27 protein-coding genes are annotated in these 25,475 nt (G+C 54.7%); 15 read left to right on the top strand and 12 right to left on the bottom strand.

Annotated features, from left to right (window positions below):
- The first annotated feature begins 59 nt into the window (after positions 1 to 59).
- Entirely contained in the window at positions 60 to 1,259 is a 1,200-nt protein-coding gene (locus tag NVIE_RS02935; protein ID WP_144239440.1) for a YncE family protein, read from the top strand.
- Between the two features lie 214 nt (positions 1,260 to 1,473).
- Here the strand turns inward: NVIE_RS02935 and NVIE_RS02930 are convergent, their stop codons facing one another.
- Positions 1,474 to 1,746 carry a winged helix-turn-helix domain-containing protein gene (locus NVIE_RS02930; protein WP_075053946.1) on the bottom strand — a complete coding sequence of 91 codons (273 nt, stop codon included), beginning with the start codon at positions 1,744 to 1,746 and terminating at the stop codon, positions 1,474 to 1,476.
- A complete protein-coding gene (locus NVIE_RS02925; RefSeq protein ID WP_075053945.1) occupies positions 1,724 to 2,491 on the bottom strand; it encodes a hypothetical protein in 768 nt (255 codons plus the stop codon). Before NVIE_RS02925 ends, NVIE_RS02930 begins: the two co-directional genes overlap by 23 nt.
- Positions 2,492 to 2,580: 89 nt before the next feature.
- Between NVIE_RS02925 and NVIE_RS02920 the strand changes: the two genes are divergently transcribed.
- Positions 2,581 to 3,732, top strand: coding sequence for an aldo/keto reductase (locus NVIE_RS02920; RefSeq protein WP_075053944.1), 1,152 nt, complete (start codon positions 2,581 to 2,583; stop codon positions 3,730 to 3,732).
- A 1,421-nt stretch (positions 3,733 to 5,153) separates the two neighbouring features.
- Here NVIE_RS02920 and NVIE_RS15170 read toward each other — a convergent pair.
- On the bottom strand, positions 5,154 to 5,300 hold the full coding sequence (locus NVIE_RS15170) for a hypothetical protein (RefSeq protein WP_158435058.1): 147 nt from the start codon (positions 5,298 to 5,300) through the stop codon (positions 5,154 to 5,156).
- Positions 5,301 to 5,658: 358 nt separating this feature from the next.
- Here NVIE_RS15170 and NVIE_RS02915 point away from each other — a divergent pair, with 358 nt between their 5' ends.
- A complete protein-coding gene (locus NVIE_RS02915; protein ID WP_158435057.1) occupies positions 5,659 to 5,997 on the top strand; it encodes a putative quinol monooxygenase in 339 nt (112 codons plus the stop codon).
- On the opposite strand, the gene NVIE_RS02910 is transcribed toward NVIE_RS02915, so the two are convergent.
- From NVIE_RS02910 to NVIE_RS02890, 5 genes are read right to left on the bottom strand one after another with little or no spacing between them, the layout of a single operon-like run.
- On the bottom strand, positions 5,994 to 6,947 hold the full coding sequence (locus tag NVIE_RS02910; protein WP_075053943.1) for a tetratricopeptide repeat protein: 954 nt from the start codon (positions 6,945 to 6,947) through the stop codon (positions 5,994 to 5,996). The genes NVIE_RS02915 and NVIE_RS02910 overlap by 4 nt on opposite strands.
- A gap of 51 nt (positions 6,948 to 6,998) precedes the next feature.
- Positions 6,999 to 7,559 (bottom strand): type 1 glutamine amidotransferase, encoded by a 561-nt coding sequence (locus NVIE_RS02905; RefSeq protein ID WP_075053942.1) that lies wholly within the window; start codon positions 7,557 to 7,559, stop codon positions 6,999 to 7,001.
- 4 nt (positions 7,560 to 7,563) lie between these two features.
- Entirely contained in the window at positions 7,564 to 10,494 is a 2,931-nt protein-coding gene (locus NVIE_RS02900; RefSeq protein WP_075053941.1) for a UPF0182 family protein, read from the bottom strand.
- 39 nt (positions 10,495 to 10,533) lie between these two features.
- Positions 10,534 to 11,733, bottom strand: a complete 1,200-nt coding sequence (locus tag NVIE_RS02895) for a DNA primase small subunit domain-containing protein (RefSeq protein ID WP_075055959.1) — start codon at positions 11,731 to 11,733, stop codon at positions 10,534 to 10,536.
- A 4-nt stretch (positions 11,734 to 11,737) separates the two neighbouring features.
- Positions 11,738 to 12,757 (bottom strand): hypothetical protein, encoded by a 1,020-nt coding sequence (locus NVIE_RS02890; protein ID WP_084790590.1) that lies wholly within the window; start codon positions 12,755 to 12,757, stop codon positions 11,738 to 11,740.
- 85 nt (positions 12,758 to 12,842) lie between these two features.
- Here NVIE_RS02890 and NVIE_RS02885 point away from each other — a divergent pair, with 85 nt between their 5' ends.
- The gene (locus NVIE_RS02885) at positions 12,843 to 13,706 is read left to right on the top strand and encodes a deoxyribonuclease IV (RefSeq protein WP_075053940.1); all 864 of its coding nucleotides are present in this window, start codon (positions 12,843 to 12,845) and stop codon (positions 13,704 to 13,706) included.
- Here the strand turns inward: NVIE_RS02885 and NVIE_RS02880 are convergent.
- Positions 13,703 to 14,026: a hypothetical protein gene (locus tag NVIE_RS02880; protein WP_075053939.1), complete on the bottom strand. Its 324-nt coding sequence runs from the start codon at positions 14,024 to 14,026 to the stop codon at positions 13,703 to 13,705. The genes NVIE_RS02885 and NVIE_RS02880 overlap by 4 nt on opposite strands.
- A 66-nt stretch (positions 14,027 to 14,092) precedes the next feature.
- Positions 14,093 to 14,695 carry a V4R domain-containing protein gene (locus tag NVIE_RS02875; protein ID WP_144239439.1) on the bottom strand — a complete coding sequence of 201 codons (603 nt, stop codon included), beginning with the start codon at positions 14,693 to 14,695 and terminating at the stop codon, positions 14,093 to 14,095.
- Positions 14,696 to 14,860: 165 nt separating this feature from the next.
- On the opposite strand from NVIE_RS02875, the gene NVIE_RS02870 reads away from it, so the two are divergent.
- Both NVIE_RS02870 and NVIE_RS02865 read left to right on the top strand, forming a co-directional pair.
- Positions 14,861 to 15,643, top strand: a complete 783-nt coding sequence (locus NVIE_RS02870) for a 2-amino-3,7-dideoxy-D-threo-hept-6-ulosonate synthase (protein ID WP_075053937.1) — start codon at positions 14,861 to 14,863, stop codon at positions 15,641 to 15,643.
- Positions 15,636 to 16,703, top strand: a complete 1,068-nt coding sequence (locus NVIE_RS02865) for a 3-dehydroquinate synthase II (RefSeq protein WP_075053936.1) — start codon at positions 15,636 to 15,638, stop codon at positions 16,701 to 16,703. The genes NVIE_RS02870 and NVIE_RS02865 overlap by 8 nt, the downstream gene beginning before the upstream one ends.
- A gap of 23 nt (positions 16,704 to 16,726) precedes the next feature.
- On the opposite strand, the gene NVIE_RS02860 is transcribed toward NVIE_RS02865, so the two are convergent.
- The gene (locus NVIE_RS02860; protein ID WP_075053935.1) at positions 16,727 to 16,990 is read right to left on the bottom strand and encodes a hypothetical protein; all 264 of its coding nucleotides are present in this window, start codon (positions 16,988 to 16,990) and stop codon (positions 16,727 to 16,729) included.
- 180 nt (positions 16,991 to 17,170) lie between these two features.
- Between NVIE_RS02860 and NVIE_RS02855 the strand changes: the two genes are divergently transcribed.
- Positions 17,171 to 18,049: a DNA-methyltransferase gene (locus NVIE_RS02855; RefSeq protein ID WP_075053934.1), complete on the top strand. Its 879-nt coding sequence runs from the start codon at positions 17,171 to 17,173 to the stop codon at positions 18,047 to 18,049.
- Between the two features lie 3 nt (positions 18,050 to 18,052).
- On the opposite strand, the gene NVIE_RS02850 is transcribed toward NVIE_RS02855, so the two are convergent.
- Complete coding sequence (locus tag NVIE_RS02850) at positions 18,053 to 18,394, bottom strand: hypothetical protein (protein ID WP_075053933.1); 342 nt, start codon at positions 18,392 to 18,394, stop codon at positions 18,053 to 18,055.
- A 128-nt stretch (positions 18,395 to 18,522) separates the two neighbouring features.
- Between NVIE_RS02850 and NVIE_RS02845 the strand changes: the two genes are divergently transcribed.
- From NVIE_RS02845 to NVIE_RS02815, 8 genes are read left to right on the top strand one after another with little or no spacing between them, the layout of a single operon-like run.
- Entirely contained in the window at positions 18,523 to 18,987 is a 465-nt protein-coding gene (locus NVIE_RS02845) for a hypothetical protein (protein ID WP_144239438.1), read from the top strand.
- A 49-nt stretch (positions 18,988 to 19,036) separates the two neighbouring features.
- Positions 19,037 to 19,180, top strand: coding sequence for a C2H2-type zinc finger protein (locus tag NVIE_RS15165; RefSeq protein ID WP_158435056.1), 144 nt, complete (start codon positions 19,037 to 19,039; stop codon positions 19,178 to 19,180).
- 27 nt (positions 19,181 to 19,207) lie between these two features.
- On the top strand, positions 19,208 to 19,888 hold the full coding sequence (gene aroD / locus NVIE_RS02840; protein ID WP_075053931.1) for a type I 3-dehydroquinate dehydratase: 681 nt from the start codon (positions 19,208 to 19,210) through the stop codon (positions 19,886 to 19,888).
- Positions 19,889 to 19,892: 4 nt separating this feature from the next.
- Positions 19,893 to 20,747: a shikimate dehydrogenase gene (gene aroE / locus NVIE_RS02835; protein WP_075053930.1), complete on the top strand. Its 855-nt coding sequence runs from the start codon at positions 19,893 to 19,895 to the stop codon at positions 20,745 to 20,747.
- Positions 20,744 to 21,604: a shikimate kinase gene (locus NVIE_RS02830; RefSeq protein ID WP_075053929.1), complete on the top strand. Its 861-nt coding sequence runs from the start codon at positions 20,744 to 20,746 to the stop codon at positions 21,602 to 21,604. Before aroE ends, NVIE_RS02830 begins: the two co-directional genes overlap by 4 nt.
- Before the next feature lie 2 nt (positions 21,605 to 21,606).
- Positions 21,607 to 22,905 (top strand): 3-phosphoshikimate 1-carboxyvinyltransferase, encoded by a 1,299-nt coding sequence (aroA, locus tag NVIE_RS02825; RefSeq protein WP_075053928.1) that lies wholly within the window; start codon positions 21,607 to 21,609, stop codon positions 22,903 to 22,905.
- 52 nt (positions 22,906 to 22,957) lie between these two features.
- Positions 22,958 to 24,073, top strand: coding sequence for a chorismate synthase (gene aroC / locus NVIE_RS02820; RefSeq protein WP_075053927.1), 1,116 nt, complete (start codon positions 22,958 to 22,960; stop codon positions 24,071 to 24,073).
- Positions 24,074 to 24,079: 6 nt separating this feature from the next.
- Positions 24,080 to 25,474 carry an aminotransferase class I/II-fold pyridoxal phosphate-dependent enzyme gene (locus tag NVIE_RS02815; protein WP_075053926.1) on the top strand — a complete coding sequence of 465 codons (1,395 nt, stop codon included), beginning with the start codon at positions 24,080 to 24,082 and terminating at the stop codon, positions 25,472 to 25,474.
- Position 25,475 lies beyond the last annotated feature (1 nt).

Here is a 25,475-nt window from a genome sequence, read left to right as displayed (position 1 = left end):
GAGAGTCTAGAGCGAGCATTCGGTATTCTTTAATATACAGATAACACTCTTACCTGTTGTTGCAAGCTGGACTTGCGGCCATAATGGGCATTCTGTTATTTGCTCCATACTTATTGGAAGCGCAGCATTCTTTCGGTCAACAACAGGACGGTAATGAAACTTTCATGGAGATGCCAATTGAAAGGTTCATTCCCTATGGGAATAATACTTTGAATGTGCACGACATTGGAATAGACACGTCTAGGCAAATCCTGTTCTTTACAGACAGTGACAATCGGGCACTGGTACTCTATGATTTAAGAAACAACATCACAAAGAGCGTGGAAATAGGACCCTATCCATACGCTGTTGCAGTCAACTCTACTACGGATAAAGCTTATGTCATGCATGCGTGCAACTGCCCTGCGGGACTTGATGTAACCGTAGTAGATTATTCTAAAGGAATTGAATCTGCCAGGGTTGAAGATACTGTAGTCGGCGTGAGCAGATATGCGGCGCCTATCGCACTCAATCCGAACACCGGCAGGGTATATGTCGGCTCTGGTTCAGGCTCGCTAACCGTGATAGATGGTTCTAACAATAACGAGATCGTCGGCAGGATAGGGAAAAGCATTAACGTTCAAGGAATAGACGTCAATCCAAAAACCAACGAAGTGTACGTGATAGATAATGCGACAACTTTGTACAAGATAGATGGTGCGACAAACAAGGTTGTTGGCAATGTCACAATTGGCCTGCCACCAGATGAAGTAAATGCCACTGGCAATATTCTAAAGGCAATTGCAGTGAATCCTGACACGAATGTGGTGTATGTCATCAATCAGATATTATATGGATCTCGATCACCAAATGAGGGTGTTTCATTTTCGACCGGATACTTGGTTGCGGTAAATGGCACATCAAATGCCATAATTAGTCCCGATATCACAAAGAGTAGTCTTTACCTGACCATTAACTCCAATACAAACACGATATATGTCATGAGTGGCGGCGGCATAGTCGAGGTAGACGGCCTTTCAAACGATGTGGTTCTCCGGGGCTATGTCCCTAATTTAGAGGAATACATTAGTCACCTTGTAGTTGATGAAAGTACAAACAAGTTGTATTTGCAGGGGCAGACTGGCATCTTTCAGGTGTCAGATAACGACAACAAAGTAAATGCACCAGAGTTTCACAACTACTTTGTCATGCTGGTTCCAGCGCTTGCAATTACGGCGGCGGTAATTCTTACACGTCGGCACAGTAACAAAGGGCATTAGTGCCATTGAAGGTATAACAAGTAGTAGTGCCGGAGTCTTCCTTCCTCTCGAAGGCCGAGGTCACTCCACACTTTGGAAAGACAATGCCAACGAATTGCTTAATTGCGAGCTAAACCAAATAACCGTACGACAAAGCAAATGGTCGCCTTGGCAATAGGCAGACCTATTCTTGTGAAGCGACACCTTGCCACTAATGCTTAGGCTATGGGATGCTCTAGAGGCCTGCGCTTTCGATGAGCCGAGTCAGCTCGTCGTACTGCTCGACAAACTTTCTTCCTTTTGCCGTGATTGCGACAAGGCCGCTTACCCTGTGGATCATGCCCTTTTCCTCAAGTTCTGAGAAATGGTTCATCATCTTGTCGTACGAAAGCCGCGTCGAGTGCTGCACGTGGGTCGGCCTGGCGACCTCGTTGTGCGCGGCGTCGTCCTCGATGGCGCAGAGGATCTCGTAGAATAGTTGTAATTTATGCCGCTTTTCTTGCCTCAACCTCTATCCTCCTCCTTGAAGTCGCGCTGTGCATGACGTACGCAAAGAGCGCAAGCCCGCCCACCCTTGCGATTATCGAGCCGGCAAACGCAAAGACGCTGTTGTCAAAGTACACCATTACCAGCGAATACTGTTCCAGCCACAGGAGCGCAAACGCGGCAGGCACGTACAGCATCTTGGCCATGCCGGATTTCGCAAGCGACGACACGGCGTTTGTGAATATGTACGCAAGCACCGCCATGTTGAACACGCGCATGTAGAGGCTGAAATCAGCCAGCTTGGCGTAGTTAAAGTACGGCTTGCTTGCAATCTCTGACGTCGGCAGCAGGAACGGCACCGCCACCATTACTAAAGGGAGCAGGATCATGCCTGCGTCCTTTATTCCGAGCCGGTGGCGACCCTCTTCTTGCTCGCCGGCGTTCTTGAAGTAGTAGGAAATCGCAATGAGCGCAAGGGCCTCTGACTGGAGCGCAAGCTGCAGCCAGAAAAACGCGGGGTGCAGGAGCGGGTCTGTGCTGTACGCAAAGCCTGCCTGCTCAAACGCAAACGACGCGGCAAGGAACACGAACCCCGCCGGCAGGCCAAGCAGGTACCCAAACCCTGCAAACCTGTACGAGCGGAAAAAGTACCACGAAATGACAAGTGAAAGCGCAATGGACGCGGCCGTGAACACGGCGCTTGCGAGCGGCGCAACCGCTGGGTCCAGAAGCACGTACGGGTTCAGCACGTTTGGGTCCAGCGCCATATGGTGCGCTCTGTACTAGCTCAATTGTCAAGATAAGGGTTGCTCCCTTCAAGGGAGCGTTTATTATTGCCACAGGCGATCGCAAGTGCGTGTCATCTGATTTCAAGGTAATAGACGGCCACGCCACGCCGGAAGGGACGAAAAAGTATGCAGGCTATGGCACATCAAAAAAGGGCCTGCCCGCCGAGCATTTCCGCGAGTTTGAAGGCCTGCATCTGTCAAGCATCGGCATGGGGACGTACCTTGGCGACCTGACAAAGGAGGACGACGTCGCGGTGGAAAACGCCGTGTACGAGTCTGTGATGTCCGGCGCGATAAACGTCATTGACACCGCGATAAACTACCGCGCCATGAAATCGGAAAAAAGCATCGGCCGGGCGCTCTTGCGCCTTGCAAGCGAGGGCAAGATATCTCGCGACCAGATTTTCATATCTACCAAGAACGGCTACATCACAAACGACGGCGACTTTCCAAACGTCGACGTGATGGAATACCTGCACAGGATGTACATCGCCACCGACGTCATGACCGCGGACGACATCAGCTCCGGCTACAACGTAATGAACCCGAACTACCTTGCCAAGTGCATCGAAAAATCGCTTGCAAACATGCACCTTTCAACCATCGACCTTGTCTACGTCCACAACGCGTTTGAAAGCTGGCACGAGGACGTAGACAGAAAGGCGTTTGCAGAAATGCTCGCCAAAGTTTTTGAATTATATGAAAGGTATCGCAAGGCAGGAAAACTGCGCTACTATGGCATGGCCACCTGGACGTGCTTTCGGGTCCCAAAGGGCGAAAGGGAGCATTTTTCGCTTGAAGACGCAGTCAGGATAGCGCGCGAGGCGGGTGGTAGTAACCACGGCTTTAGGTTCATCCAGCTCCCGTACAACCTTGCCTACAGCGAGGCGCTTTTGCTAAAGAACCAGACTGTGGGCGCTGACACGATGACGATACTTGAAGCGGCAGCCAAGCTCGGGATAGGCGTGTTCACAAGCGCGCCCCTGTTCCAGGGGAGGCTCTTGCGCGCCCAGATACCGGACTATGCAGGAGTGGCAGACAACAACAAGGTGGCAAAACTCGTGCAGGTGATACGCTCAAGCCCGTCAGTCGTTGCGCCCCTTTTGGGCCAGAAAAGCCCCAAGCACGTGCGGGAAAACCTCAAAGTCGCCAGCATCCCGCCACTGACAAAGGAAGAGTTTGCGCAGGCGATCAACATCCTGATGCATAGAGGATCATAGGCAATAGATGAGTAGCAACTCAAATATTACACAATTAATGGCCCTGTCCTCCGAAGCAGATGCAGACGATGGAGACAGGACCATGTGCGAGTCGTTCTTTAGGTACCTGCTCTTTGTCGTCATTCTATAAAAAACTCGATTAACCTGGTTATACCCGCAGCCACACAATCAAATATCGGGCTCATTTCCATGTCAAGCCTCTGGAAAAAGAAAAATCTCAAAACTGTAAGGGTAGAGGTTATGTCCTAATTGGTACGGATACCACGACTTGTAATACATGTAAAGGCAATGGAAAGATTGACACCAATACCATGAGCAACTACTTTGATTGAACCAAATCCATGCCTCCCTTTCACCAAAGTGCTCACAGGTCTGACAAGTCGGTGTGGAATCATTCATTAATCAGTCCTTAACATTGGTTCAGCAACTCTTATCAGCTATCAGCACGGGTACTCGACAGGGGACCACGTCTGGCAGCCATTTACGAGCAGAAAGAGGAGTACGAGATTGTTGACTTGCGCTCTCTGGGAGTCGATCCTAGGAATAAAACAGAACTTAATGATAAGAAGGAGATGGCAGAATTAGCAGAGAATTTGAAGCAGGCAATGCTACAGGATTACCGATTGGCGTACTGCGGTCTAGGTCAAAAATACGAAGAAGAATCAAAATCTACTTTGAACCGCTAACGTTCCATGCTGCAGGAGGAGGGGGCTTAACTTTTTTCAAGGAACCTCATAGTCTGCATTAGGCAGACACTTGTCACAGTACTTCTGAATGACTACACAGCCTTCCAGCTGAAAAAATGCGTTGGTTGTCGCTGTCGCTGAGCAGATACCGCAGTATACTGCATCCTGGTTTCTTTTCAGTTGTATCGGTGTTGTTCGGAATGGTTTTGACATTATACATAAGTCATTTGTCGAGTATATAGACACGGCTTAATTTAGCTTAGTAGGGCTTGCTATCCTGTCTTATTCCAGAGTCTCTCCCCGGGGTACCAGCTGGCTTATCTTGGGCTGCTCCAAACTCAGATTTAATCGTCAAAACCGTAGACTTGCGAAAAAATGAAGGGAGGAAGGGAGAAATTGACACCGAAACGCATCAGCGCATCGGAATTTCAATCTCTTCACTCCGCAAACAGTCATCACAATACCTGCGAATTGCTATACAATTTTCGATTTCGTATAAAACCTCCGTCGTTGCGGATTCCGGACATTTCTCGCAGTTTGGAGTTGGTTTGTGTTTTCTATTTGCTATGGGCCTGATTTGAGGAGACATAGCAATTTCCTATTAGTAGTATTTCAACTATATAACCTTGATTTCCTTGGGTCATGAAGTATTTTGTTGTTGCAATAATAATTCTTCCTACATGTCATCCTGCAGCATGAATGACAAAAAAAGGAAAGTAGACGAATAGTCTCACTCTACTGCTTTGGCAAGTTCTGAATGGCCTTCTTCAAGTCATCGATGTTCATTGTGGGGTGAAGCTCAACCGTCGCTCCTAGCTGGAATAAGGGCTCTGCGATAGCAGGTATCCTGTCAGTGCTTGGCAGGTCCAGTACAAACACCATGGTCCGTTCACCGTTCAGTTCAAGAAAGTATGAATTCTCGACGTTGTTTGTCTTGATGTAATTTTCCAGATTGGAAAGAAAGTTCGGTCTTTGACCATCCTATTTCCTGCTTCAGTTGGGAGCCTCGCTCTTACTACTAATCTCATAATGAGTCAGACAGTCGACGTGTATACTCAGGCCTGTAGTGATTTGAGTCTAGTAGCTCATACCTTTCCATTTTCACCCAACATGAAAGAGATTGTACTAAAGTCCTTGTCGTTTGCCGCTGCCACTGACATCCTCGTCATCTTTGTAAGCTGATGAACAGGCCGATGTCGGGATGAGAAAGGATAAAAATCTGCTTTTTGTCGCAACATCGTTGAAGCCGACGACAGACCCGGAAAAATACAAGCTCGTGACTGGCGACTCTGTCCGCGTCATTGCCTCTTTCAGGGCAAAGCCGGGAAAACATGAAGCGCTAAAACAAATCCTTGCGTCGCTTGTGGAGCCCACCCGGGCCGAGCCGGGGTGCATAGCATACATCCTGCACCAGGATGCAAACGACAATCGCCATTTTGTATTTGACGAGATCTGGGTAAACATGCAGGCCCTGAAAGAGCACTCGGCCAAACCGTACATTCTGGCGCTCCCGCAAAAGTTGCAGGAAATAGTGTCCGAGCCTCCGCGGGTAGAGACGTTTTATGAAGTATCCTCTTAGAGCTGGGCTATTGCCTCTTTGATGCTCTCTCTATCCGCAGCGCCCGGCGTCTGCTCAAGGTATTTTGCCAGGTCTTCCTTGGCGCCGGCGTTGTTGCCGTTCTGCATCCTTGCCACCGCCCTGTTCTTGTATATCGGGCCATAGCGCGAAGAGCTGATGCCAATTGCTTTTGTATAGTATGCCTCTGCAAGGGAATAGTCCTTCTTTTTCAGGTAATAGTTGCCAAGGCCCCTGTACGCAAGGTAGTAGCGCGGGTTAATCCTGATGGCGCGCTCGTAGCACGGCACCGCCTGGTCGGAGCCCTGCTCGTTGTAGATGCCTGCAAGCTGCGACCACGCCTGCGCGTTTTCCGGGTCTGCCTCGGCTGCCTGCCGCAGTCTCTCCACCGCCTTTTCTGTCCTGCCTTCCTGCCTGAGCCGCTCTGCCTCAAAGCATGCCCTGTTGGATTTTGAAAATTTCAGGTCCTCGTTTTTCATGAGGTCCTTCATGTCTGCAGGGATCAGGACAATCTCTGTCATGTCGTCCTGCTCCCAGTCCTGCTCGAACTTTTGCTCCGGGATTGCGCCTATCGTGTCCGGCTCTGGCACATATGTCAGGATCCTGCGCTCGTCAAGGTCGTACCCCGAAACCACCGTTGCGTGCTGGGCGATATCGTGGATGCCCGGCATCACGACTATCGGGGGTATGCCCTGGTCTATTCTTTTTTTGACATCTTTTAGCGAGCCCTTGAAAACATAGCATGCAAGCCCGTGCCTTTCTGCAAGCTCTATTCCGCCTATCATGACCGTGCCCCTTGGCGCGTGGCCCTGCGACGATTCTTCTGTTGCTGTCGATAGGTCCTCGCCCCAGTATTTTGCAACGACGTTGATGGCAAGCGGAAGCCGCGGGCTTTCCTCGCTCTTGCTCACAAGCGGAAGCGAAATGAAATGCTCGGGCTGCGAAGACTCCAAACTACTGCCTTGTGCCAACCCTTGCAGGGCAAATAAATCCTTCTGCTGTTGTTATAATGTAATCTTTGCGAACTCTTCAAGGAGGTCAAGGCCGTCAGGCCCGCTCTTTTCCGGGTGGAACTGGGTGCCGTAGATCTTTTTTGTCCTGTGCGCAAAAATCTCGTGCTCGCAGTATTTTGACCCTGCAAGGCGCACAAAGCCTTCCGGCAGGCGGGCTATGCAAAAGCCGTGGCTTTCGTACACCGATATCTTGTCCTTTGAAGGGACGAGCGGGCTTGGCAATGTAGCGATCTCGATCTGCTCGTGCACATGCGAGGGCATCCTGCGTATCGAGCCACCAAGCGTCAGCGCGATTATCTCTGCGCCGTAGCATATGCCAAGCAGCGGAACATCGTTATCGTGGCAGTGCCTCACTATCCGCGAGTTTGCAGCGTTCACGGCCTGGTCGTTTCTGCGCCTTCCAGACAGGATGACCCTTTTGCATTTTTCAAGGTCGTCTTGCGTCACCTCTGAATATTTCCTGTAGGTGTGCGCCGCGCCGAGCTTGTCAAGGCACGCAAGGATGTCTGGCGTAAACGGTGACAGGTTGTCTACCACTAGCGTTGGCGACACGGCATCAACTTACCTCGATTGCAATGTAGTGGTTCTCGACGATTCCGCCGGATACCTTGAGCACGCCAAAGTTTACTTTGTTCCCGTCCTGCCACTCGTACACCCTGCCGTTGTCCGGCGGGTTGTCCTGCATGAACCTGGCTATCGCCTCCTCAACAAACTTAAAGTCCGTCTCGGCCTTGTACGTGGCTCCTGCTTCTCTGAATTCAAGAGGCGACGAGATGGCAGTCGGCTTTACCACCTGCAAGCCGGCCTCAGAAAAGACGCGCTCTATGGCGTCTATCCTGTCCTGCACGTCCAGAGTTGTTGGCGCCGGCGTGCCGTCCGTCCCCCGGCCGGGCGTGACTTCAGTGGGCTGCTGCCCTGCAGCCTTGAGCAAATAGTTCTCAAAGGCCTGCACGGGGTTGTCCCCAAGCCCCACGTTGAACGTGCCCGTGACAGACGCGCCGACTGCGGCAATGGTGCCTATCTGCGACACGACTCCTCCCGAAGTGTTTGAAGTGTATACGGGTATGAAATACACTTCCTGGTCGCCTATCCTGTACAGTATGTTCTCGCCGACCCTGGAGCTGCCCTGCAAGAGCGTCTTGACGTTCTTGTATTCCCTGTCTTTTTCAAGCGCCTCCCGGGCAGCCGAGGGGCCTATCAGCTTTGTCGCCGAGTCAAACGGGACTGAGTAGAAGGTCATCTTGCCGAGCGTCGGCAGGTCGTTTTCCACTATCATGTAGCCGACGAGGTTCTTTGTGGACGAGCCGCTCAGCTCCAGCGACTGGAATCCCACAAACTGCGCACTGTCAAAGCCCTGCGGCTTGGTCATGATGTAGTAGGGCGGTATGTCCTTTGAGCCGTCCTTTGGTATGTCGTAGAACTGCCTTGCCTCGATGAACGCCTTGGGGTCGGTGACGTGGTAGCGGTTGAATTTTGCTATCTTCCAGATGAACATCTCCTCTGGATAGCGGATCTGCTGGTCAAGCCACTGCGGGACGTCGCGGGTGGCGCCAAGGTCCTTGTACTGGTCGTAGAACATGTCCGAGAACTTGTCGTTTCCAGTCACTATTATCTTCGAGTCGCCGTTGTACGTGTCGATCAGCGAGTAGCCCACAAGCTTTAGCATGAAAGGCGATCCCCAGGGCACGTGCGACGTGTCAAGCGCAACTACAAGCGGCATCAGCCAGTACGTGTTCTTGCCGTCGGTGACCGGGAGCACCCCTACTTTCTGGAACACTGGCGCGACCGCCGTGTCGTCGTTGCTGAACGCAAAGTCGTACACGAAATACGGGTACAGCAAGCCCATCCTGTCGTGGATGTCCTTGTACCTCATGATGTGGATCGGGGTGTCCGGGTACGACAGCATAAAGTTTGGCTCAAACATCCAGCTGACAGGAGGGGACACGTCGATGCCTCCTGTGCCGTTGTAAAAGAACTGGGATATCTCGTCGCTTGTGGACCTTCCGACGGGGTACGCTGACCAGCTGCGGGAGAACAGCCCTTCGCTTCCGCTTTCGCCATAGTAGATACGCTCCTGGGGCAAGAACTTGTCTTCGTTGACGATGCTTCCAGTGTCGGCTTCAAGCATCTTGAACCCCGGGATTGCGTGCGTGTATACAAGGTGCTGGTTGAACCACTCCGTCCCCTGCGCGACCGTGTCTGGCAGTTTCGGGGTGGTCGTTCCCGTCCAGTACATCGTGCCGGAAAAGCGCAGCATGTCCGTGTCGGCAAAGGCGATGTCGTTTCTCTGGCCCAGCTCCGGCTTTAGTTTCTGGCTTGCCGCATCCTTGTCCCACAGCCGTATGTTGTTCAGGGTGTCGCGGTTGGCGTTTACCATCTGCGGTATGTTTGCCGGCGCAACCGACGGCGGCTTGACGTCATAGTTCACGACGCTTACCTGGTCAAGTTCTGCAATGTTGCGGTTGACCGCAATTTCCTGCGCGATGTACGGCCCGCGCCACTCGACCTTTTTTGCCTCTGCTATGCTCGTGTTCACCGCGACTATCGAGCCTACGATTGCCACGACCGCGGCGACCGTCACAAGGCGCATGTAGACGTGCCTTCTTGGCGGGTAGATGATCACGCGGGCGCGCCTTTTGTCCATAAACCCGTACAGGATGAGCGCCGCGCCAAGCGCAAGGGCGCCGGCTATCAGGTATTTCGTGTTAAAGTCGATGCCTGCGCTGAAAAAGAGGGTAAAGCCCGCCCAGAATATGGCTGCGCCCACGATCACCTCGACTGTCGATATGTACGAGAGGAACTTGGGCTTGTGCTCTGCCGCATCCACCATGTACTGCGACACGACATTGACTGCGCCTGACACGCCCACGTAGACGAGCAGCCGCACCCCGACTGCGCTTATGAGCGCAGGCATCAAAAGCGCAAGCGCCGGTATCGCCGGGACGACGTTTTCCCGGGCAAACGCGCCGTCGGCCGGCACGTTGGCAAACGGGATGGAGAGGATCGAGCCGATGCTTGAAATGTCGATGTCGTTTCCTTCAGCCATGTACGCCATTGCCATGCCAAAGCCCATGTTGGCAAAGAGCGGCGCAAGGACCACTACCTTTGTGGCCTGCCACAGCCCAAAGCTGAGCGGGCTCATGTGAAAGTCAGAATAACGGGCCGGCTTTGACAGCGCCTCAAAGTCGTTTCTCTTGACGAACCGGACTATCAGGCTGACTGCGTACCATACTATGGAGTGCCTGCTTGCGGCGTTTACGCGCACAAGCGCTATTGCGGCAAGTGCAAGCCCGGAGATGATGGAGTAGTAGAGCGTCTTTGAGTAGACGTCTCCGAATTCAGACAGGTTGAGGAGCAGGTTGACTGCCTGGTTGCTGGCTACCGTGAATATCACGATGCCCATCGCTGCAAGGATGCCCCACTTGACGAGCCTGCCGACGTCGGCGCGGGGCGCCTTGTCCTCACCACTGCTGTACGTGTCCCACAAGCAATTGTGAAGTACGCGCCCGGGTCTTATAATGTGTTGTCAGGTTGCCGTTGTTGCTGCTGCCTCTGCAAGGCCCTTGCAGATGAAATACACGGCCGCGTACGCTGGAAGCTCGGCCGTTTCCTTGGAGATGTTGTAGTTTTCGCCCTTTAGCCGGACCTTGGCGTGCGCCTTTAGCCTCACCTTTACTTTTGCGTCGCCAAGCAGGCAGGCGTCGGTAAACGGGTCAAACGATTCTATGTCGCTGACCCTGACCTTTGCAAGACCGCTCTTGCTGTTGAGCGTGCCGGGCATGCGAAAAACGCGGTGGACGTCAGTCGTGACCTGCGGGTCTATCCTCACTCCCATTTCGCGAGTCATTGCGTCAAGTTCTGCCTTAAAGCCGGCGTATCCGCCTTTTTCCCTGACGATGTTTGTCAGCCGCAGGGTCGAGGTGGTGTCTATCTTTAGCTTGTCGGCAACCTTTTTGCGCCAACCGGAGCCGAGGCCGCTCCTTGGGAACTTGACAAATGCAAGGTTGTTGTCGCCTCCCGGCGACCTGCGCACGCCGACGCTTTCTGCGAGGAGGCCGATGCCTGCAAGGTACCCCACAAGGTCCGAACGCGCCTGCGAGTCAAGCGGCCTGTACGCGTCGTCCTGCACATGAAAGTGAAAGCCGTTGTTGCCTGAAAAATAAGTATGGACGTTCTGCCTGTCGATGCCAAGGTCGCCAGTCAGAAACTCGTAGAGGCGCCTTGCCTCTTTTTTAGACCCCTCGATGCACTTGGCGCACGGGATGACGATGTGCTCTGCTTTTTTGCCTCCGCACACGCTGCACGCGTATTCTTTGTCATCCGATGAAGGAGGAGGTGAGACGTGGCCGCAGTTTGCGCAGACGGGGTACGAGTGCGACGGCACGCAGGGCAGGTGCAGGTCCTTGCCGTCGATGTCAAATATCAGGTCGGCCCCAAGCCACTGCTTTTCCTGCATCGCAAGCGTGGGAAAGCGGTAAAGCGCGTTTGAGCAATAGACGTCCGACGGGACCTGGGTGATGAGCGTGGCCACCAGCTCGCCCGTGCTTTTGAACGAAAGGTGGCGCACCATGCCGTGGCCCCCAAACTGCATGTAGCCAAACTCGCGCTTTTCGACATCTCCGGGCGGCTCGATCATCTTGGCTTGCTTGAAATAGTATTCCCGAAAAGCGGCCCTTACTGCGTCGTTTGCAGTTGTTGCTGTTGTTGTTGGTGCGCCCTTGCTCATATCGTCATTTATTTCCTCCTCTTCTTTTCCTGCCAAACTGCACAGGGTTGATTATGCCGTTGCAATCAGCCGTCGCAAAGCAGAGGTTTTCAGTGCGCAACTTTTCGCATGACGGCACCGAATACTTTGTCCTGCTGCCCTTCGACCCCGCAAGGTGCTCCACCTGGTAGCGGGTTATGCGCTCGTTGAAATCCGGCGCGTTTTTGAACATCTCTACTATCTCGTCTATCGGCTTGCCTATCGCAAGCATGTAGGTAGCAAGCATGAGCCGTGCAGAGTGCGGCAGGTTCTCGCCCTTGCCCATGACCTCGAGGGCGTGCTTGACGCAGGGCGGGTAGTCAGTCACCGCATAGGTCCGGTACTCGTAGCGCGGGGCAAGTTCCGTCCTCAACTCCTCCACTTTCTGCCTTATCGACTGAGGGAGCGTCGGCAGGTTCATGGCCTTCACCCTGCCTGTTATGAGGACTGACAGCTCGTTTCGCACCAGCCTGACAGTCTCGTCGGCGTCGAGGAACACCTGGCCGCCCTGCACGAGCCTGTTTATCATCTTCCATTCCTGCTCGTGGAAGTGCGACGAGCGCATCAAGTAGTCCGTGACCCTTACCTTGAAGAGCCTGCCGTCCTCAGTCACGTCTATCTTTAACCCAAAAAGGTCCTCAAATATCTTGGAAAATAGCGCGCGCCTTTGCGCGTCGCTCTGCCTCTTCAGGTCCTCGGTGAGGAACTTTTCTGCCCGCCTCGCCTCTGCAAGGGCGTACTTTCTTAATACGGGCTCCAGCCCGATTGACTTTACCATTATCAGCGTGACGATAAAGGTCAGGATCTCTGTCTCGTAACGGTCCAGCTTTTCATAGACGTTTCCTGCCGCGGCCGTCCTGACACGCTCTGCGGCGCGCTCGATTATGTCCTTTGTGTCGGGCCTGTCAAGCTCGTCCCAGCCAAACCCAGACTGGCGCAGGTATTCCCCTGCCTCGTTGAGAAAGGGGTACTTGGCAAGGTCGCCAGTGCCCATCTTGATGGACAACTACTGGGTAGCTGTTTGCGGAACTGCAATAAAACGACATCGCAATAACTTTACTAGCCGGCGCACCTGACTAGCGGACATATACATGAATGCCGGCTACAAGGTGGGCTTTCACGTTTCCATTGCGGGAGGAATATCAAATTCCGTGGACAATGCCAAGGGCATCGGCTGCAGCGCGTTTCAGATATTCAGCCGGAACCCGCGGGGATGGGCAGCAAAGCCCTTGGCGCCCGGCGACGTGGCGGCATTCAAGGACAAGATGGCTGCAAGCGGCATCGACAGGACCTCGACCGTGGTGCACATGCCGTACCTGCCCAACCTGTCAGGGCCTGCCGGCGAGATGTACGCAAAATCCGTAGACACGCTTGCCGGCGAGATCCAGCGCGCAGGCGAGCTTGGCATCCCGTACCTTGTCATACACCTTGGAAGCCACCTCGGCAAGGGTTCAGAAGCCGGCATGAGCCAGCTTGTAAACGCCATCACGACTGCCCGCGACAGGGCCAAGAAAAAGGGCGAGGGCGTGACCGTGCTTTTGGAGAACAATGCGGGCCAGAAAAACAGCATCGGCGCGACGTTTGAGGAGCTGCGCGCCATCCTCGACAGGCTGGACAGCAGCGGGGTTGGAGTCTGCCTCGACACATGCCACGCGTTTGCGTCAGGCTATGACCTGCGGACCGCAAAAGACGTCGAAAAGACGCTGGGCGCGTTTGATAAGACCATCGGCCTCAAGGAACTAAAGGTGGTGCACCTGAACGACTCTAAAGGCCCCCTTGGCTCAAACCTTGACAGGCACGAGCACATTGGACTTGGCAGCATCGGCAGGGAAGGCATCGCGGCTTTTCTATGCCACAAGGCGATTGCGTCGCTGCCGATAATAATGGAGACCCCGATTGACGAAAAGAGGGACGACGCCAAGAACCTAAAGGCGTTCTGCGAGCTAGTTAGCTAGCTCGCCAGCCTGTGCGACTCTATTGCCGCGTTGTTCTTGGTGTAGGTAATGATGACGCGGTCACCAACTTTGTACGGGCAATTGTCAATATTGCGCGGGTGATCCGGTGTGTCAATGACACACAAGTTGCCTTGCTTTATGGCAATCGTCCTCTCTTCGGTGATTGTTTCCCTTATCAGGATGTCGCGGAGTGGAAAGCCCTGCACCACCTGTATGAGCATGAACGCGCCAAAGAACACCAATCCGAACAGGATGGCAAGCCTCTTGCCAGATGTCTTGGCAAACATGCCGCCACCACCGTCGTCCGGCTCGTAGCTCATGTGGTCTTGACATCATTCATTCTAAAAAACCTGCCCATTTCAGACAAAGTCGTCATATGCACTCTGCTAGTACAAGGATGTTCTTGCAACCACAAACTGGCAGCATTTCGAGCCTGCAGAAATGCATTGCTCCTCGAGGCAGTTGTGGTGGCCGCCGAACAATCCGTCGCTGATTCCTGCCAGCAGACCCGAAACAAAAAAGCAGCCGGGGTTTCCTGAATTATTCTGGGGAGAATATGCAAAGAAATTGTCAAACACCTTTACGACGGCAGGCCCGCTTAACTGTCCCTGAGTCAACCGTAACTTGGATGTCTCAAAACGCCCCCAGCCGGCAAGCAGGCCGTAATACTCTAGAAAATTGATTGCGGCCACAGAGTCCTTTACGGCCTCTTTTCCCTGGATGCCGACTTCAAGCCCGTAACTCAGCCCAAGCTGGTACAGTATGACGGGGCCGGCCTCCTTTGTCAGGTCCATCAGCTCGTCGCGGATCCGGTTCCAGAACCTTTCGTTGATTATTATCCCCCTGCAGTTGAAAACTGCATCTTTGATCTGCTTGGATTGTGAATCAAAATGAAAATAAGGGTTCAGCCCCGCAGCAGCTGCGGCCACCGCTGCATCGTCAGCATCATTATCGTTAGAATTGTTCTTTCTTTCCCGCAGATCTCGCACCCGGACTCGCCACCCTCCGATAAAAGACAAACTTCGACTATAAACGATTTATGGTGCCTGGTTCGTAATAATCATCCCTGGCAGCCTCCGGGATCTTGAGGCACTGCCCAATGCAAAAAGATGTTTTATAAGTAGGACCAAAAGATTCAATCCCTAACTAGAGATATGGTGTTTGGCAGGGACGTAAGGCTCGGCAGAATTCTAAAGGACGGCAAGATGCTGTGCATCCCGATGGACCACGGGATAAGCAACGGGCCAATAAGGGGCCTTGAGGACGCCCACGGCATGATTTACCAGTGCGAAAACGCCGGTCTCACCTGCGTTCTTGTCAACAAGGGCATCGTCAAGACGATGCCAAGGCCGACAAGCATAGGCCTCATAGTTCATTTCTCTGGAAGCACATCGCTTGGCCCGGCGCCAAACCGCAAGGTGCTCATGGGAAGCGTCGAAGAGGCGTTGAGGCTTGGAGCCGACGCAGTCTCGCTCCACATCAACATCGGCGCCAAGGAGGAGCCAGAGATGCTCCAGAAACTCGGCATGATCGCCGACAAGTGCGACGAGTGGAGCGTCCCCCTCGTGGCAATGATGTACCCCCGCGGCGAGGGGATAAAGAACCCCCACGACCCCGAGATCGTGGCACACGCCGCAAGGGTCGGGGCAGAGGCAGGCGCCGACATTGTCAAGGCCGTTTACACTGGCGACGTCGATTCGTTCAAAAAAGTTGTAAAAAGCGTCCCCGTGCCGCTTGTAATAGCCGGCGGGCCAAAGGCGACTACAGACCTGGAGATACTAGAGATGTGCGCCGGCGCAATGAAGGCTGGGGCAAAGGGAGTGACCTTTGGCAGGAACATCTTCCAGCACAAGAACCCGCCTGCGATGGTACGCGCCCTGCACAAGGTGATATTTGAGGGCAAGAGCGCCAAAGAGGCTGCAAAGCAACTTGGTTGAGGCGGCAGCAAAGAGCAAAGAGCTTATCGTAAGGCCGACGGTCGCAAAGGCCGGGCTTGAGAAATTTTTGTCAAAGCTAAAGAACGTCAGCATGCTAAACGCCGACCCAAAGATTGTGGCCGGCAAGAACTTCAAGACGATATTCGAGTCAAACGACGCCGACCTCGTAATATGCAGGACTTTTGACGAGATGAAGGCGGCCAAGACCGCAGGCAAGACCTTTGGCTACTACAAGAAGGTGCTGAGCAACGCCGACGTCGACGAGATCGAGCGCGCGTCGCAGGCCGGAGCCTCGTTTGTCGTCGTGGACGCAAACGACTGGAAGATAATCCCGCTTGAGAACATTATTGCGAAGCTGCACAAGTCCAGAACCAAGGTCTATACCACCGCGTCATCGTCAAAGGAGGTCAAGACCATGTTCTCTGTGCTGGAGCTAGGGGTCGACGGGGTCATACTCTCGACTGACAGCGAGGATGAAGTGGAAAAGGCAGGCCAGCAGCTCTCGACCGTCCGGTTCCCGATAAAGGTCGCCAGGATCACCGAGGTAAAGGACGTGGGCACTGGCGAGCGCGTCTGCGTCGACACGGCCTCGATGATGGGGATGGGCGAGGGGATGCTCATCGGAAGCAGGTCCAACTTTATGCTGCTTGTTCACAACGAGTCGGTCGGCTCTTCGTTTACCTCGCCAAGGCCGTTTCGCGTAAACGCCGGCGCCGTCTATTGCTACACGATAACGCCTGACGGCAACACCCGCTACCTCTCGGAGCTAGAGTCCGGGGCAGAGGTGTGGATAGTCAACAGGGAAGGCCAGTCAAGGCGCGCAACGGTCGGCAGGTCAAAGATAGAGACGCGCCCTCTGCGCCTCTTGCGCGCAGAGATCGAGGGCGAGACGGGAACGGTCATACTGCAGAATGCCGAGACGATACGCCTGATGAAGCCGGACGGAAAACTGCTCTCTGTGACCGAGGTCAAGCCCGGAGACGAGGTCATGGGCTACGCCAAGCCTGCAAGCGGCAGGCACTTTGGCATGGAAGTGGACGAGTACATCGTCGAAAAGTAGCAAGAACCAGCTAGCCTGCTCTGCTATATCTTCCCCTCTATTACCTTCTCAGGAACAAGGTTTGGCCTGCCGTCTTCTGCCACTTCTGATACCCGGAGCAGGCTCACTTTGGTGCTGCTGACGGTCTTTTCATGCAATATTGCGACGAGCGAGTCTTTTTGGATCTTGGCCGGATCGTAATCGTGAATGTCTTTTTCCTTGACGCCGTCTTTTGCAAGCGCCTTTCTGATGTGGTCTGACAGTTCCCTGTTTGTCTCGTTTATGAATACCCCTTTGGATGTATCCATCCTGTTGTTAGCGCGTTCTCCGTCGCTTATATCAAATGTGAATTCCTGTTCCGGAACAATGTGCGCGTCCGCGCCAAGCTCAAAAAGTTAGCTGGAGCTATAGCGCGTTTTTAGTTGCGGGTCTATTACTGTAAAGCATGCGGGATATGGACGAACTAGGCAAGCGTTGTTGCTCGCTAAATGCTCGCTCAGGAAGAACAACTGACAAACCAGATACTTCTCGGAAACTGCAAGGACGTTTTGGACAGGCTTCCTGAGAATTCGGTCCAGCTGACGATAACGTCGCCTCCTTACAGAAACGCCATCAACTACGAGATGCACGCGTCCGGGAGCGGAGGTTACTACCGTGGAAACGCCGGCGTCGAGACAAGCGACTACCTGAACGAAATGGCCAACATCTTTGGTGACAGGGTCTACCGCGTCACAAAGGACGGCGGCTACTGCTGCATAGTGATTGCAAACGAGGTCGTAAACGGCACGATACTCCCGCTGCCGCACATGCTCCTTTCAAGGCTGGTCCAGCCTTTTGGCAAGTGGCAGCTGCACGAGGAGATAATCTGGCACAAGGTCACGGGCGGCACAAACCGCTACGGCTCGTTCGTCCTCAACCCGTACCCGAAGTACTACCGCGCAAACGTCATGCACGAGTTCATACTCGTTCTGAGAAAGGGCGACGTCAACAGCGGGAGGCAGCGCAAAGAGGCGCTCCCTGCAACGCACGAGGAATGGACCAAAGAGATCGCAAACTCGGTGTGGCACATAGCCCCGGTCCCGCCGGGATACATCGACCACCCGTGCCCGTACCCTGAAGAGATACCGTACCGCCTCATGAAGGTCTACTCGTACAAGGGCGACGTCGTACTCGACCCGTTCAACGGGAGCGGCCAGACGACCAAGGTGGCGCACCACTTTGGCAGGCGCTACATCGGGATTGACATGGTAAAAGAGTACGTCGAGCTTGCGCGCTCGCGGATAGAAAGCGAGCCCATACACATACGCAACGAAGCCCTCATAGCCAACTGGAAAAAGATACCGTCGTCGCACCACTACCGGGCTTAGCTGCTAGTTGGGGCGCGTGTTGCGCTCTTTGAGCAGCCTACCCAGCGCCTTTTGCCTTATTGCCGCCTCGACGTACGCCGCGTCGCAGTCGGTGCAGACCGTGTATATGGCCGCGCTGTCTTGGCTTGGCGTTATGACCTTTTCCCATCTGAGCGGAAAAGACTTTTTCGAGCAGATGACGCACCCTGCCTTGTCCTCAAGTGCCGAGCCGTCGGCGCCGGTGTACATCGCGTACATGTCATAACCGTCGCCGGCAAGTGGGTCCCACATCTTTTCAAACGACTCTATCGACACGCCGTCAAAGCCAAGCGCCTTCATGCGGGAAATGTGGTCTTCCTTTGACATTTATACCACCTATCTCCGCACCAGAGGGGCATAATAAATCCTCTCGCTGGATTGTCCTGTTGCGTATGGTTTTCTCTTGGGCCGTCATATGGCACCTATAGTTGCCGCCGTCACGAAACCTGTTGATTGTGGCCTGTGCAGTGGGAGTCGCGTCCGTCATAGCCGCCATTTTTCTCTCAAATCCGGGCAACGCCGCAAAAGAGCCGTTTGTCAACGTAACAATCGAGGGCCTCAAAGAGACGTACAAGGTTGGCGAGCCGGTGGATTTTGTCGTCAAGGTTGAAGGCTATGGCTGCGACACCGGCTTTCCGTCGGTGGTCATAACAAAGGCAGACAGCCAGATGCAGCAACAACAGCCAGTCTGGTCGAGGTTTGAAATCCGTCATTTTCCTGCCAATGTCTCGTGTGAGCTTGTGGACCTTTACAAGGTGAGGCACATAGGCGATGTCACGAAATACAACAACGACGAGCAGGAGCGCATGAGAACTATGGGCAGCGTGCCAATAATCCTGAACGAAGGAAAATATATTGTCGCGGTAGAACGCATCACCCCTACCCTGACAAAGGAATTTTCCGTCGTCTCAACAGGGTAAAAATTCCTGCATTGCTAATCTTTAATACCAGAAGCGGCAATTATAGTGCATGTCTACCGCATCTTCGTCTGTCCGAAAAGCGGAGAACAGGTGCAACCTGTGCGGCAAGGTTTTCCAGACGCCGGAGCTTTTAGAATCGCACAAGCAAATGGAGCACAGCAAGCAAAGCCATCCTCCAGCAGGCGTGAGCTAAAGAAATAAGGGGGCATACGCCTGATGGATGCCGTTGGCCAAGATCTGCGCCTCCATTGCGGCGGAAAACGCAAACGACCTTGTAGCGCAAGCAAAAAATGCATTTGACCTCGGGGCAGATTTTGTCGAGGCTCGCCTCGACTTTATTGTTACTCCAGAACAGGTGATGCAAGCCGCAGACGGGATAGACAAGGACCGCGCAGTTTTCACGCTGCGCTCAAAGAGCCAGGGTGGCAGGTTTTCCGGCACCGAAGAAGAGCGCGTAAGACTGCTTCGCAAGCTTGCAGAAAAGAGGCCGATGCTAATTGACGTTGAGCTTGAAACCCTGCAGGCAAACGACAACCTGGCAGACTATTTGGAGCTTGCAAGCATCCCGACGCTCGTCTCGTGGCACGATTTTGAAAAGACGCCGCCAAATGACGAGCTTGCCGACATAATCATGGAAATGCGCCTCTATAGCAACTATGTCAAGGTTGTCACGACTGCCAGAAGCGTCGAGGACTCGGTGCGGTTGATGTCGCTCTATGAAAGCGCAATTGGCCTTCACCCGATAATATTTGCAATGGGCGAGGCCGGCGTCATGACAAGGGTGCTGTGCGCTCTGTACGGCGCCCCTTACACGTACGCCGCGGTGGAAAAGGCGGTGGCGCCGGGGCAACTGACGATAGCGCAGATGAAGCAGCTGTACGGCAGCATAAGGAGTCGCTAGCCAGATGGTGGGGGAAAGGGCGCCTGCCAAGACCTACTGCATAATCGGCGATCCGATAAGCCATTCGCTGTCGCCGGGCATGCAAAACGCCGCGTTTTCCGCGCTCGGCCTGAACTGCACCTACATTTCATTCCGCGTGCCTGCGCCAGAGCTGAAAGAGTCGATAGACTCGCTCCGGGCGATAAACGTCGCCGGCTTTAACGTCACCATCCCGCACAAGGTGGCGGTGATGGAGTATCTGGACGAACTGGACGCCACCGCAAAAAAGGCAGGGGCGGTAAACACTGTCAACAACATCGAGGGAATATTCAAGGGGTACAACACCGACATCGCCGGCTTTATCGAGCCCTTGCGCCGGCGCAAGTTCGACTTCTGCACCACAGTCCTGCTCCTGGGGGCAGGCGGGGCCGCCCGGGCGATAATTGCGGCGCTGTCAGAAGAAAAGACCACAGGCAGCAGGGTGGTAATAGCAAACCGCGACCAGGCCAAGGCCAAAGAGCTTGCCAAGGTAGGTGGAAACCTTGGGCTGCAATGCGAGGCCATTGCATTCGAGGACGCGACGAAAGTCTCGCCAGAGGCAGGGCTGATAGTAAACGCCACCTCTATCGGGCTTGACAACGAGCCAAGCCCCATAGACTCTGATCACATTAAAAAGGGAAGCTTCGTTTACGACATCGTGTACCGGCCAGTCGTGACGGACCTCCTGGAGCAGGCCAAGTTTGCACAGGCGCACCTGGTCTATGGGTACGAGATGCTTCTTGAGCAGGGCGCAAAGGCGTTTGAGATATGGACCGGCCTGCCGGCGCCCCGGGATGTGATGAAAAAGAACCTGCTCGGGATATTTGGAGAGCCGACATGACGACGACAGCAGCAAAAGTCAGGGCAACCATGCACGGCGCGGTGTCCATAGTAAACGCCATAGCGACTGGCAACGGCTCGGCACTTGGCATTTCGCTCAAGGTCACGGCGGAGGTAGAGATGACAAGGGGCAGGGGGCTTAGGTTCCTGACGGGCAAGAACGACGACAGGCTTGTCAACAACATCATTAAAAACACGCTGCCTCCAGACACGCTTGAGCGCAACCAGCTGATAGTAAAGCTCAGGTCAGAGATCCCGATAGGCTTTGGGCTGAAAAGCTCCAGCGCCGTGTCAAACGCAGTAGCGCTTGCGTGCAGCCGGCTTGCAAGCGAAAAAATAGACGACTATGCCGTCCTTGACGCGGCGGTAAGGGCGTCGCTTGACGCCAAGGTCACGATAACAGGCGCGTACGACGACGCCACGGCATGCTACTTTGGCGGGTTCGTGGTGACAGACAACTATTCAAGAAAACTGCTGAGGAGGGAGGATGCGCCGGACAACCTACACGCGGTGATATTTCTGCCCCGCAACACGCCGCGGGGAGACGTGCACAAACTGAGCGACCTTTCCGATTTATTTACTGACGCGTTCAAGCTTGCAGAAGGGGGCGAATACTGGAAGGCCATGAAGCTCAACGGCGTCCTTGCCTCCACCGCGCTTGGCACAAGCTACAGACCGGTCCTTGCAGCCCTTGAGCAGGGCGCGCTTGCCGCCGGCGTGTCCGGGAACGGGCCTTCGATAGCAGCGGTGGCGTACGACGACGAGGTGGAGGATATCAAGAACGCATTTTCAAAATTCAACGGCAGGGTGCTCGTGTCTAAGGTTAATAACCAGAAGGCAAGTGTGGAAGTCCTGTAAAAATGGTCAAGATACAGGTCCGGCGCTCAAAGGTGGACGGGACTGTCAGGTGCCCTTCAAGCAAGAGCTACACCCACCGCGCCCTTGCAATAGCGTCGCTTGCTGCCGACGGCCAGTCGAGAATAACAAACGGGCTGCTTGCCAGGGACACGCTTGCCACGCTTGCCTGCTGCAGGGCACTTGGGGCAGAGGTGCAAGAGGGAAAGCGCGGCGTCGTGCAGGTGCAGGGGAGGCACGATTTTCCGCCGCCTGAAAACGTGCTCAACTGCGAAAACTCGGGGACAACCATCAGGATAATGACTGCCATGTCCGGCCTTGTCAGGAGCGGCCACGTCATCCTCACGGGCGACGAGAGCCTCCGGAGGCGCCCGATGCAGCCGATACTTGACGCCCTCGGCCCGCTTGGCGTGGAGGCCTATTCCACAAAGGGCAACGGGACTCCTCCCCTCGTAGTCAGGGGAGGCGGGATAAAGGGCGGGACGACGGTAATCGACGGCAGCATATCAAGCCAGTTCATATCCGGCCTTCTCATCGCCGGCATTTACGCCGATTCTGAAATCGTGCTAAAGATCAAGGGCGACCTGGTGTCCAAGCCGTACGTCAGGGCGACGATGGCGACCATGGAGCAGTTTGGGGTAAAGATAGACCATGAGCCAAGCATGCTTGAATACCACATCATGCAGGCAGAATACAAGCCGACCGAGTTTGACGTGCCCAGCGACTTTTCCACCGCCGCGCTCATACTGTCTGCGGGCGCGCTTGTCGGCAAGCGGCTGAAGGTAAAGGGGCTCAACTTCAACCTGCCGCAGGGCGACTCGCAGATAGTCGAGATAATGAAGCAGATGGACTGCGCCATAAAGGCGGACAGGTCAAGAGGCGAGGTCGTCGTAGAAGGCACAGAATCGCTTGAAGGAGGCGAGTTCAACCTCGCAGACACGCCGGACCTCCTGCCGGTGGTTTCTATACTTGCGCTCAAGGCAAGGTCGCCGGTAAAGATAACCGGCGTTGCGCACGCCCGCGTCAAGGAAACCGACAGGGTAGCAAACATCGCGCACGAGCTTGCCAAGTTTGGAGCCAAGGTGGACGAGTTCCACGACGGACTGACCATCGCCGCGCCGAAAAAGCTGAAAAACGCGTCGCTTGAGGCCTACAACGACCACCGCCTCTTCATGGCATTTTCAATCGCGTCCATGATGACAGAGAAGTCGGTGGTTGAAGGGGCCGAGTCGGTGGACGTCTCGTACCCGCACTTTGTGCAGGACATGAAGGGCCTCGGGGCAAGGCTGTCGCCGGCCAGGTAATCCAAAAAGCCAATATACCGAGCGCAAGCCAGCATACTACTGTAATATAACTATGAGCGGTGGTAACATTATCGGCGAGCGCTTTGTCGCCATGAGTTTTGGCGAGAGCCACGGCCGCTGCGTAGGGATGCTGGTCGACGGCTGCCCGGCGGGGCTCCAGCTTTCAGAGGAGGACATACAGGGCCAGCTTGACAGGCGCAAGCCCGGCCAGTCCGCGGTCACCACCCAGCGCAAGGAAGAGGACAGGGTCGAGATACTCTCTGGCGTTTTCAACGGCTTTACCACGGGTGCGCCGATATGCATGCTGATATGGAACAAGGACGCCGACTCGCGCGCCTATGAGGCGATAAAGCACATCCCGCGGCCGGGCCACGCCGACTACCCTGCAATGGTCAAGTACGGCGGCTTTGCAGACTATCGCGGCAGCGGGCGCTTTTCAGGCAGGCTCACTGCAGCGCTTGTGATGGGCGGCGCAGTGGCGCAGAAACTTCTGCAAGAAACGCTTGGCATCGAAATTGTCGCCTATACGTCGGAAATTGGAGGGATAAAGGCCGACAGCATTACTGCGGAAAACATTGCTCAGCGCTACGACAACGACGTCCGGTGCCCGGACCCGGCGGCGGCTGAAAAGATGCGCGACGCCATCTTGGCGGCAAGAAGGGACGGAGACTCGCTTGGAGGCATCGTAGAATGCACGACGTCAAGCCTGCCGGTGGGGCTTGGAGAGCCGATATATGCGTCCCTTGAGGCCGACCTTAGCAAGGCGCTCTTTGGAATCCCCGCCGTCAAGGCAGTCGAGTTTGGCTCTGGCTTTGAAGGATCAAAGAGGCGCGGCTCTGAAAACAATGACGCATACTACATGATGAAGGACGGAAAAATAGTGACCAGGACCAACAACTCGGGAGGCATACTCGGCGGCCTGTCAAACGGCATGCCGCTAATAGTCCGCGTAGCATTCAAGCCCGCGGCGTCGATAGCCAAGACGCAGGAGACACTTGACGTGTCAAGCAAGTCGCAGGCCAAGCTGGCCGTTCCGGGCAGGCACGACCCGTGCGTTGTGCCAAGGGCGCCTCCGATAGTCGAGTGCGTCGTCTCGATGGTGCTTGCCGATCACGCAATACGCGCCGGGCTCATTCCTCCTGTCCTGAAGAAGAAAGGGAGCGCCTGACTGACATTGACGGCGTCTGGAGAAAAAGAGCTAGAGGCCCTGCGGGGCCAGATCCGCGCCGTGACTTCAGACATACTGAAGAGGGTGCAGGAGAGGATGGCCCTGGCAGAGCAGGTGGGAGAAGTAAAAAACAGGCTTGGAATAGACGTCAAGGACGAAAAGGTAGAGCGGGAGATCCGGCTGATGGTCATAAAGCAGGCCGAGCAAAGCGGCATGAGCAGGGAATTTGCGCTGCGCCTGCTCAACATGCTGCTTGCAGAATCCGAGACCGTGCAGGCGCTAAAGCGCCCGCAAAAAAACAAGGCGCCAAGGCAGACCCACCTCGGCATCTTTCAAAAGGCCAAGCAGCTAGAGGCGTCGGGCAAGCGCATAATCCACCTTGAAGTGGGCGAGCCCGACTACCCGGCACCTGCGCAGGCCGGAAGCGCACTTGCAGAGTCATTTACGCAAAAGAGATACCACTATACAGACACCCGCGGGATACCGCAGCTACGAGAAGCGATAGCGAAAAAGAGCGAGGTATCTGAGGAAAGGGTGATGGTCACGCCCGGCGGGCGCTTTGCCGTCTTTTCCGCGGTCGCATCGCTTGTGAGGCCCGGCGAGGAAATAATAACAATCGAGCCGGCGTGGCCGGCGTACAGGGAATGCGCCGACTTTATCGGCGCAAGGACAAAAGTGTTGAAAACCACGCTTGAAAGTGGCTGGACTCCCGACCTGAAAGAGATGGAATCGATGATAACAAGCGGGACGAGGATGATCGCGCTAAACTACCCGAACAATCCTACTGGCAAAGTCCTTGACAAAAAGACGATGGACAGGATAGTCGCGCTGGCAAAAGACCGCGGGCTGTACCTGCTCAGCGACGAAGTGTATTCAGGCTATTCGTTTCGGCCGTTTGAAAGCGTGCACTCGTACGGCTATGACAAGAGCATAATCGTGTCGTCATTTTCAAAGACGTATGCGATGACAGGCTTTAGGGTCGGCTATGCAATCGCAAGCGCGGATTCGATAAAGAAGATGGCAAAGGTCCAGGCGGTAGGCGTGACAAGCGTCGCCGAGCCGGTGCAGCATGCTGCCCTTGCCGCCCTTGGCGCAGACCCGTCAGGAAACGTGGAACTGATGAAAAAGCGCCTGCGCTTTCTGTCAGGCAAGATGAAAGAGATGTCTCTACGGTTTGTCGAGCCGGACGGCGCCATGTACGTCTATCCCGAGCTTCCAGACGGCGGTGGCGAAGACATGCAGCTGGTTGAAAGGCTGCTTGAGAGGGGCGTGGCCATAGCCCCGGGAAGCGGCTTTGGCGACTCGTACAGGCGCTTTGTCAGGATATCTGCATGCAGGGGCGAGGAAGAGATGGCAGAGGGGCTTGCCGTGATGGCCGACGAGTTGAGGAAGGCGCAGTAGT

It is taken from the genome of Nitrososphaera viennensis EN76 (genome assembly GCF_000698785.1).
Classification (GTDB): Archaea; Thermoproteota; Nitrososphaeria; order Nitrososphaerales; family Nitrososphaeraceae; genus Nitrososphaera; species Nitrososphaera viennensis.
Note: the sequence above shows the minus strand (reverse complement) of the source record. Positions and strands in the feature narration are given on the sequence as shown.

Excerpts from the sequence above, each read along its gene's own strand:
- NVIE_RS02925 (WP_075053945.1), bottom strand. The coding sequence starts at position 2,491 with ATGGCGCTGGACCCAAACGTGCTGAACCCGTACGTGCTTCTGGACCCA.
- NVIE_RS15170 (WP_158435058.1), bottom strand. The coding sequence starts at position 5,300 with ATGGTGTTTGTACTGGACCTGCCAAGCACTGACAGGATACCTGCTATC.
- NVIE_RS02895 (WP_075055959.1), bottom strand. The coding sequence starts at position 11,733 with ATGAGCAAGGGCGCACCAACAACAACAGCAACAACTGCAAACGACGCA.
- NVIE_RS02885 (WP_075053940.1), top strand. The coding sequence starts at position 12,843 with ATGAATGCCGGCTACAAGGTGGGCTTTCACGTTTCCATTGCGGGAGGA.
- NVIE_RS02880 (WP_075053939.1), bottom strand. The coding sequence starts at position 14,026 with ATGAGCTACGAGCCGGACGACGGTGGTGGCGGCATGTTTGCCAAGACA.
- NVIE_RS02870 (WP_075053937.1), top strand. The coding sequence starts at position 14,861 with ATGGTGTTTGGCAGGGACGTAAGGCTCGGCAGAATTCTAAAGGACGGC.
- NVIE_RS02860 (WP_075053935.1), bottom strand. The coding sequence starts at position 16,990 with ATGGATACATCCAAAGGGGTATTCATAAACGAGACAAACAGGGAACTG.
- NVIE_RS02855 (WP_075053934.1), top strand. The coding sequence starts at position 17,171 with ATGCTCGCTCAGGAAGAACAACTGACAAACCAGATACTTCTCGGAAAC.
- NVIE_RS02850 (WP_075053933.1), bottom strand. The coding sequence starts at position 18,394 with ATGTCAAAGGAAGACCACATTTCCCGCATGAAGGCGCTTGGCTTTGAC.
- NVIE_RS15165 (WP_158435056.1), top strand. The coding sequence starts at position 19,037 with ATGTCTACCGCATCTTCGTCTGTCCGAAAAGCGGAGAACAGGTGCAAC.
- aroD (WP_075053931.1), top strand. The coding sequence starts at position 19,208 with ATGCCGTTGGCCAAGATCTGCGCCTCCATTGCGGCGGAAAACGCAAAC.
- aroE (WP_075053930.1), top strand. The coding sequence starts at position 19,893 with ATGGTGGGGGAAAGGGCGCCTGCCAAGACCTACTGCATAATCGGCGAT.
- NVIE_RS02830 (WP_075053929.1), top strand. The coding sequence starts at position 20,744 with ATGACGACGACAGCAGCAAAAGTCAGGGCAACCATGCACGGCGCGGTG.
- aroA (WP_075053928.1), top strand. The coding sequence starts at position 21,607 with ATGGTCAAGATACAGGTCCGGCGCTCAAAGGTGGACGGGACTGTCAGG.
- aroC (WP_075053927.1), top strand. The coding sequence starts at position 22,958 with ATGAGCGGTGGTAACATTATCGGCGAGCGCTTTGTCGCCATGAGTTTT.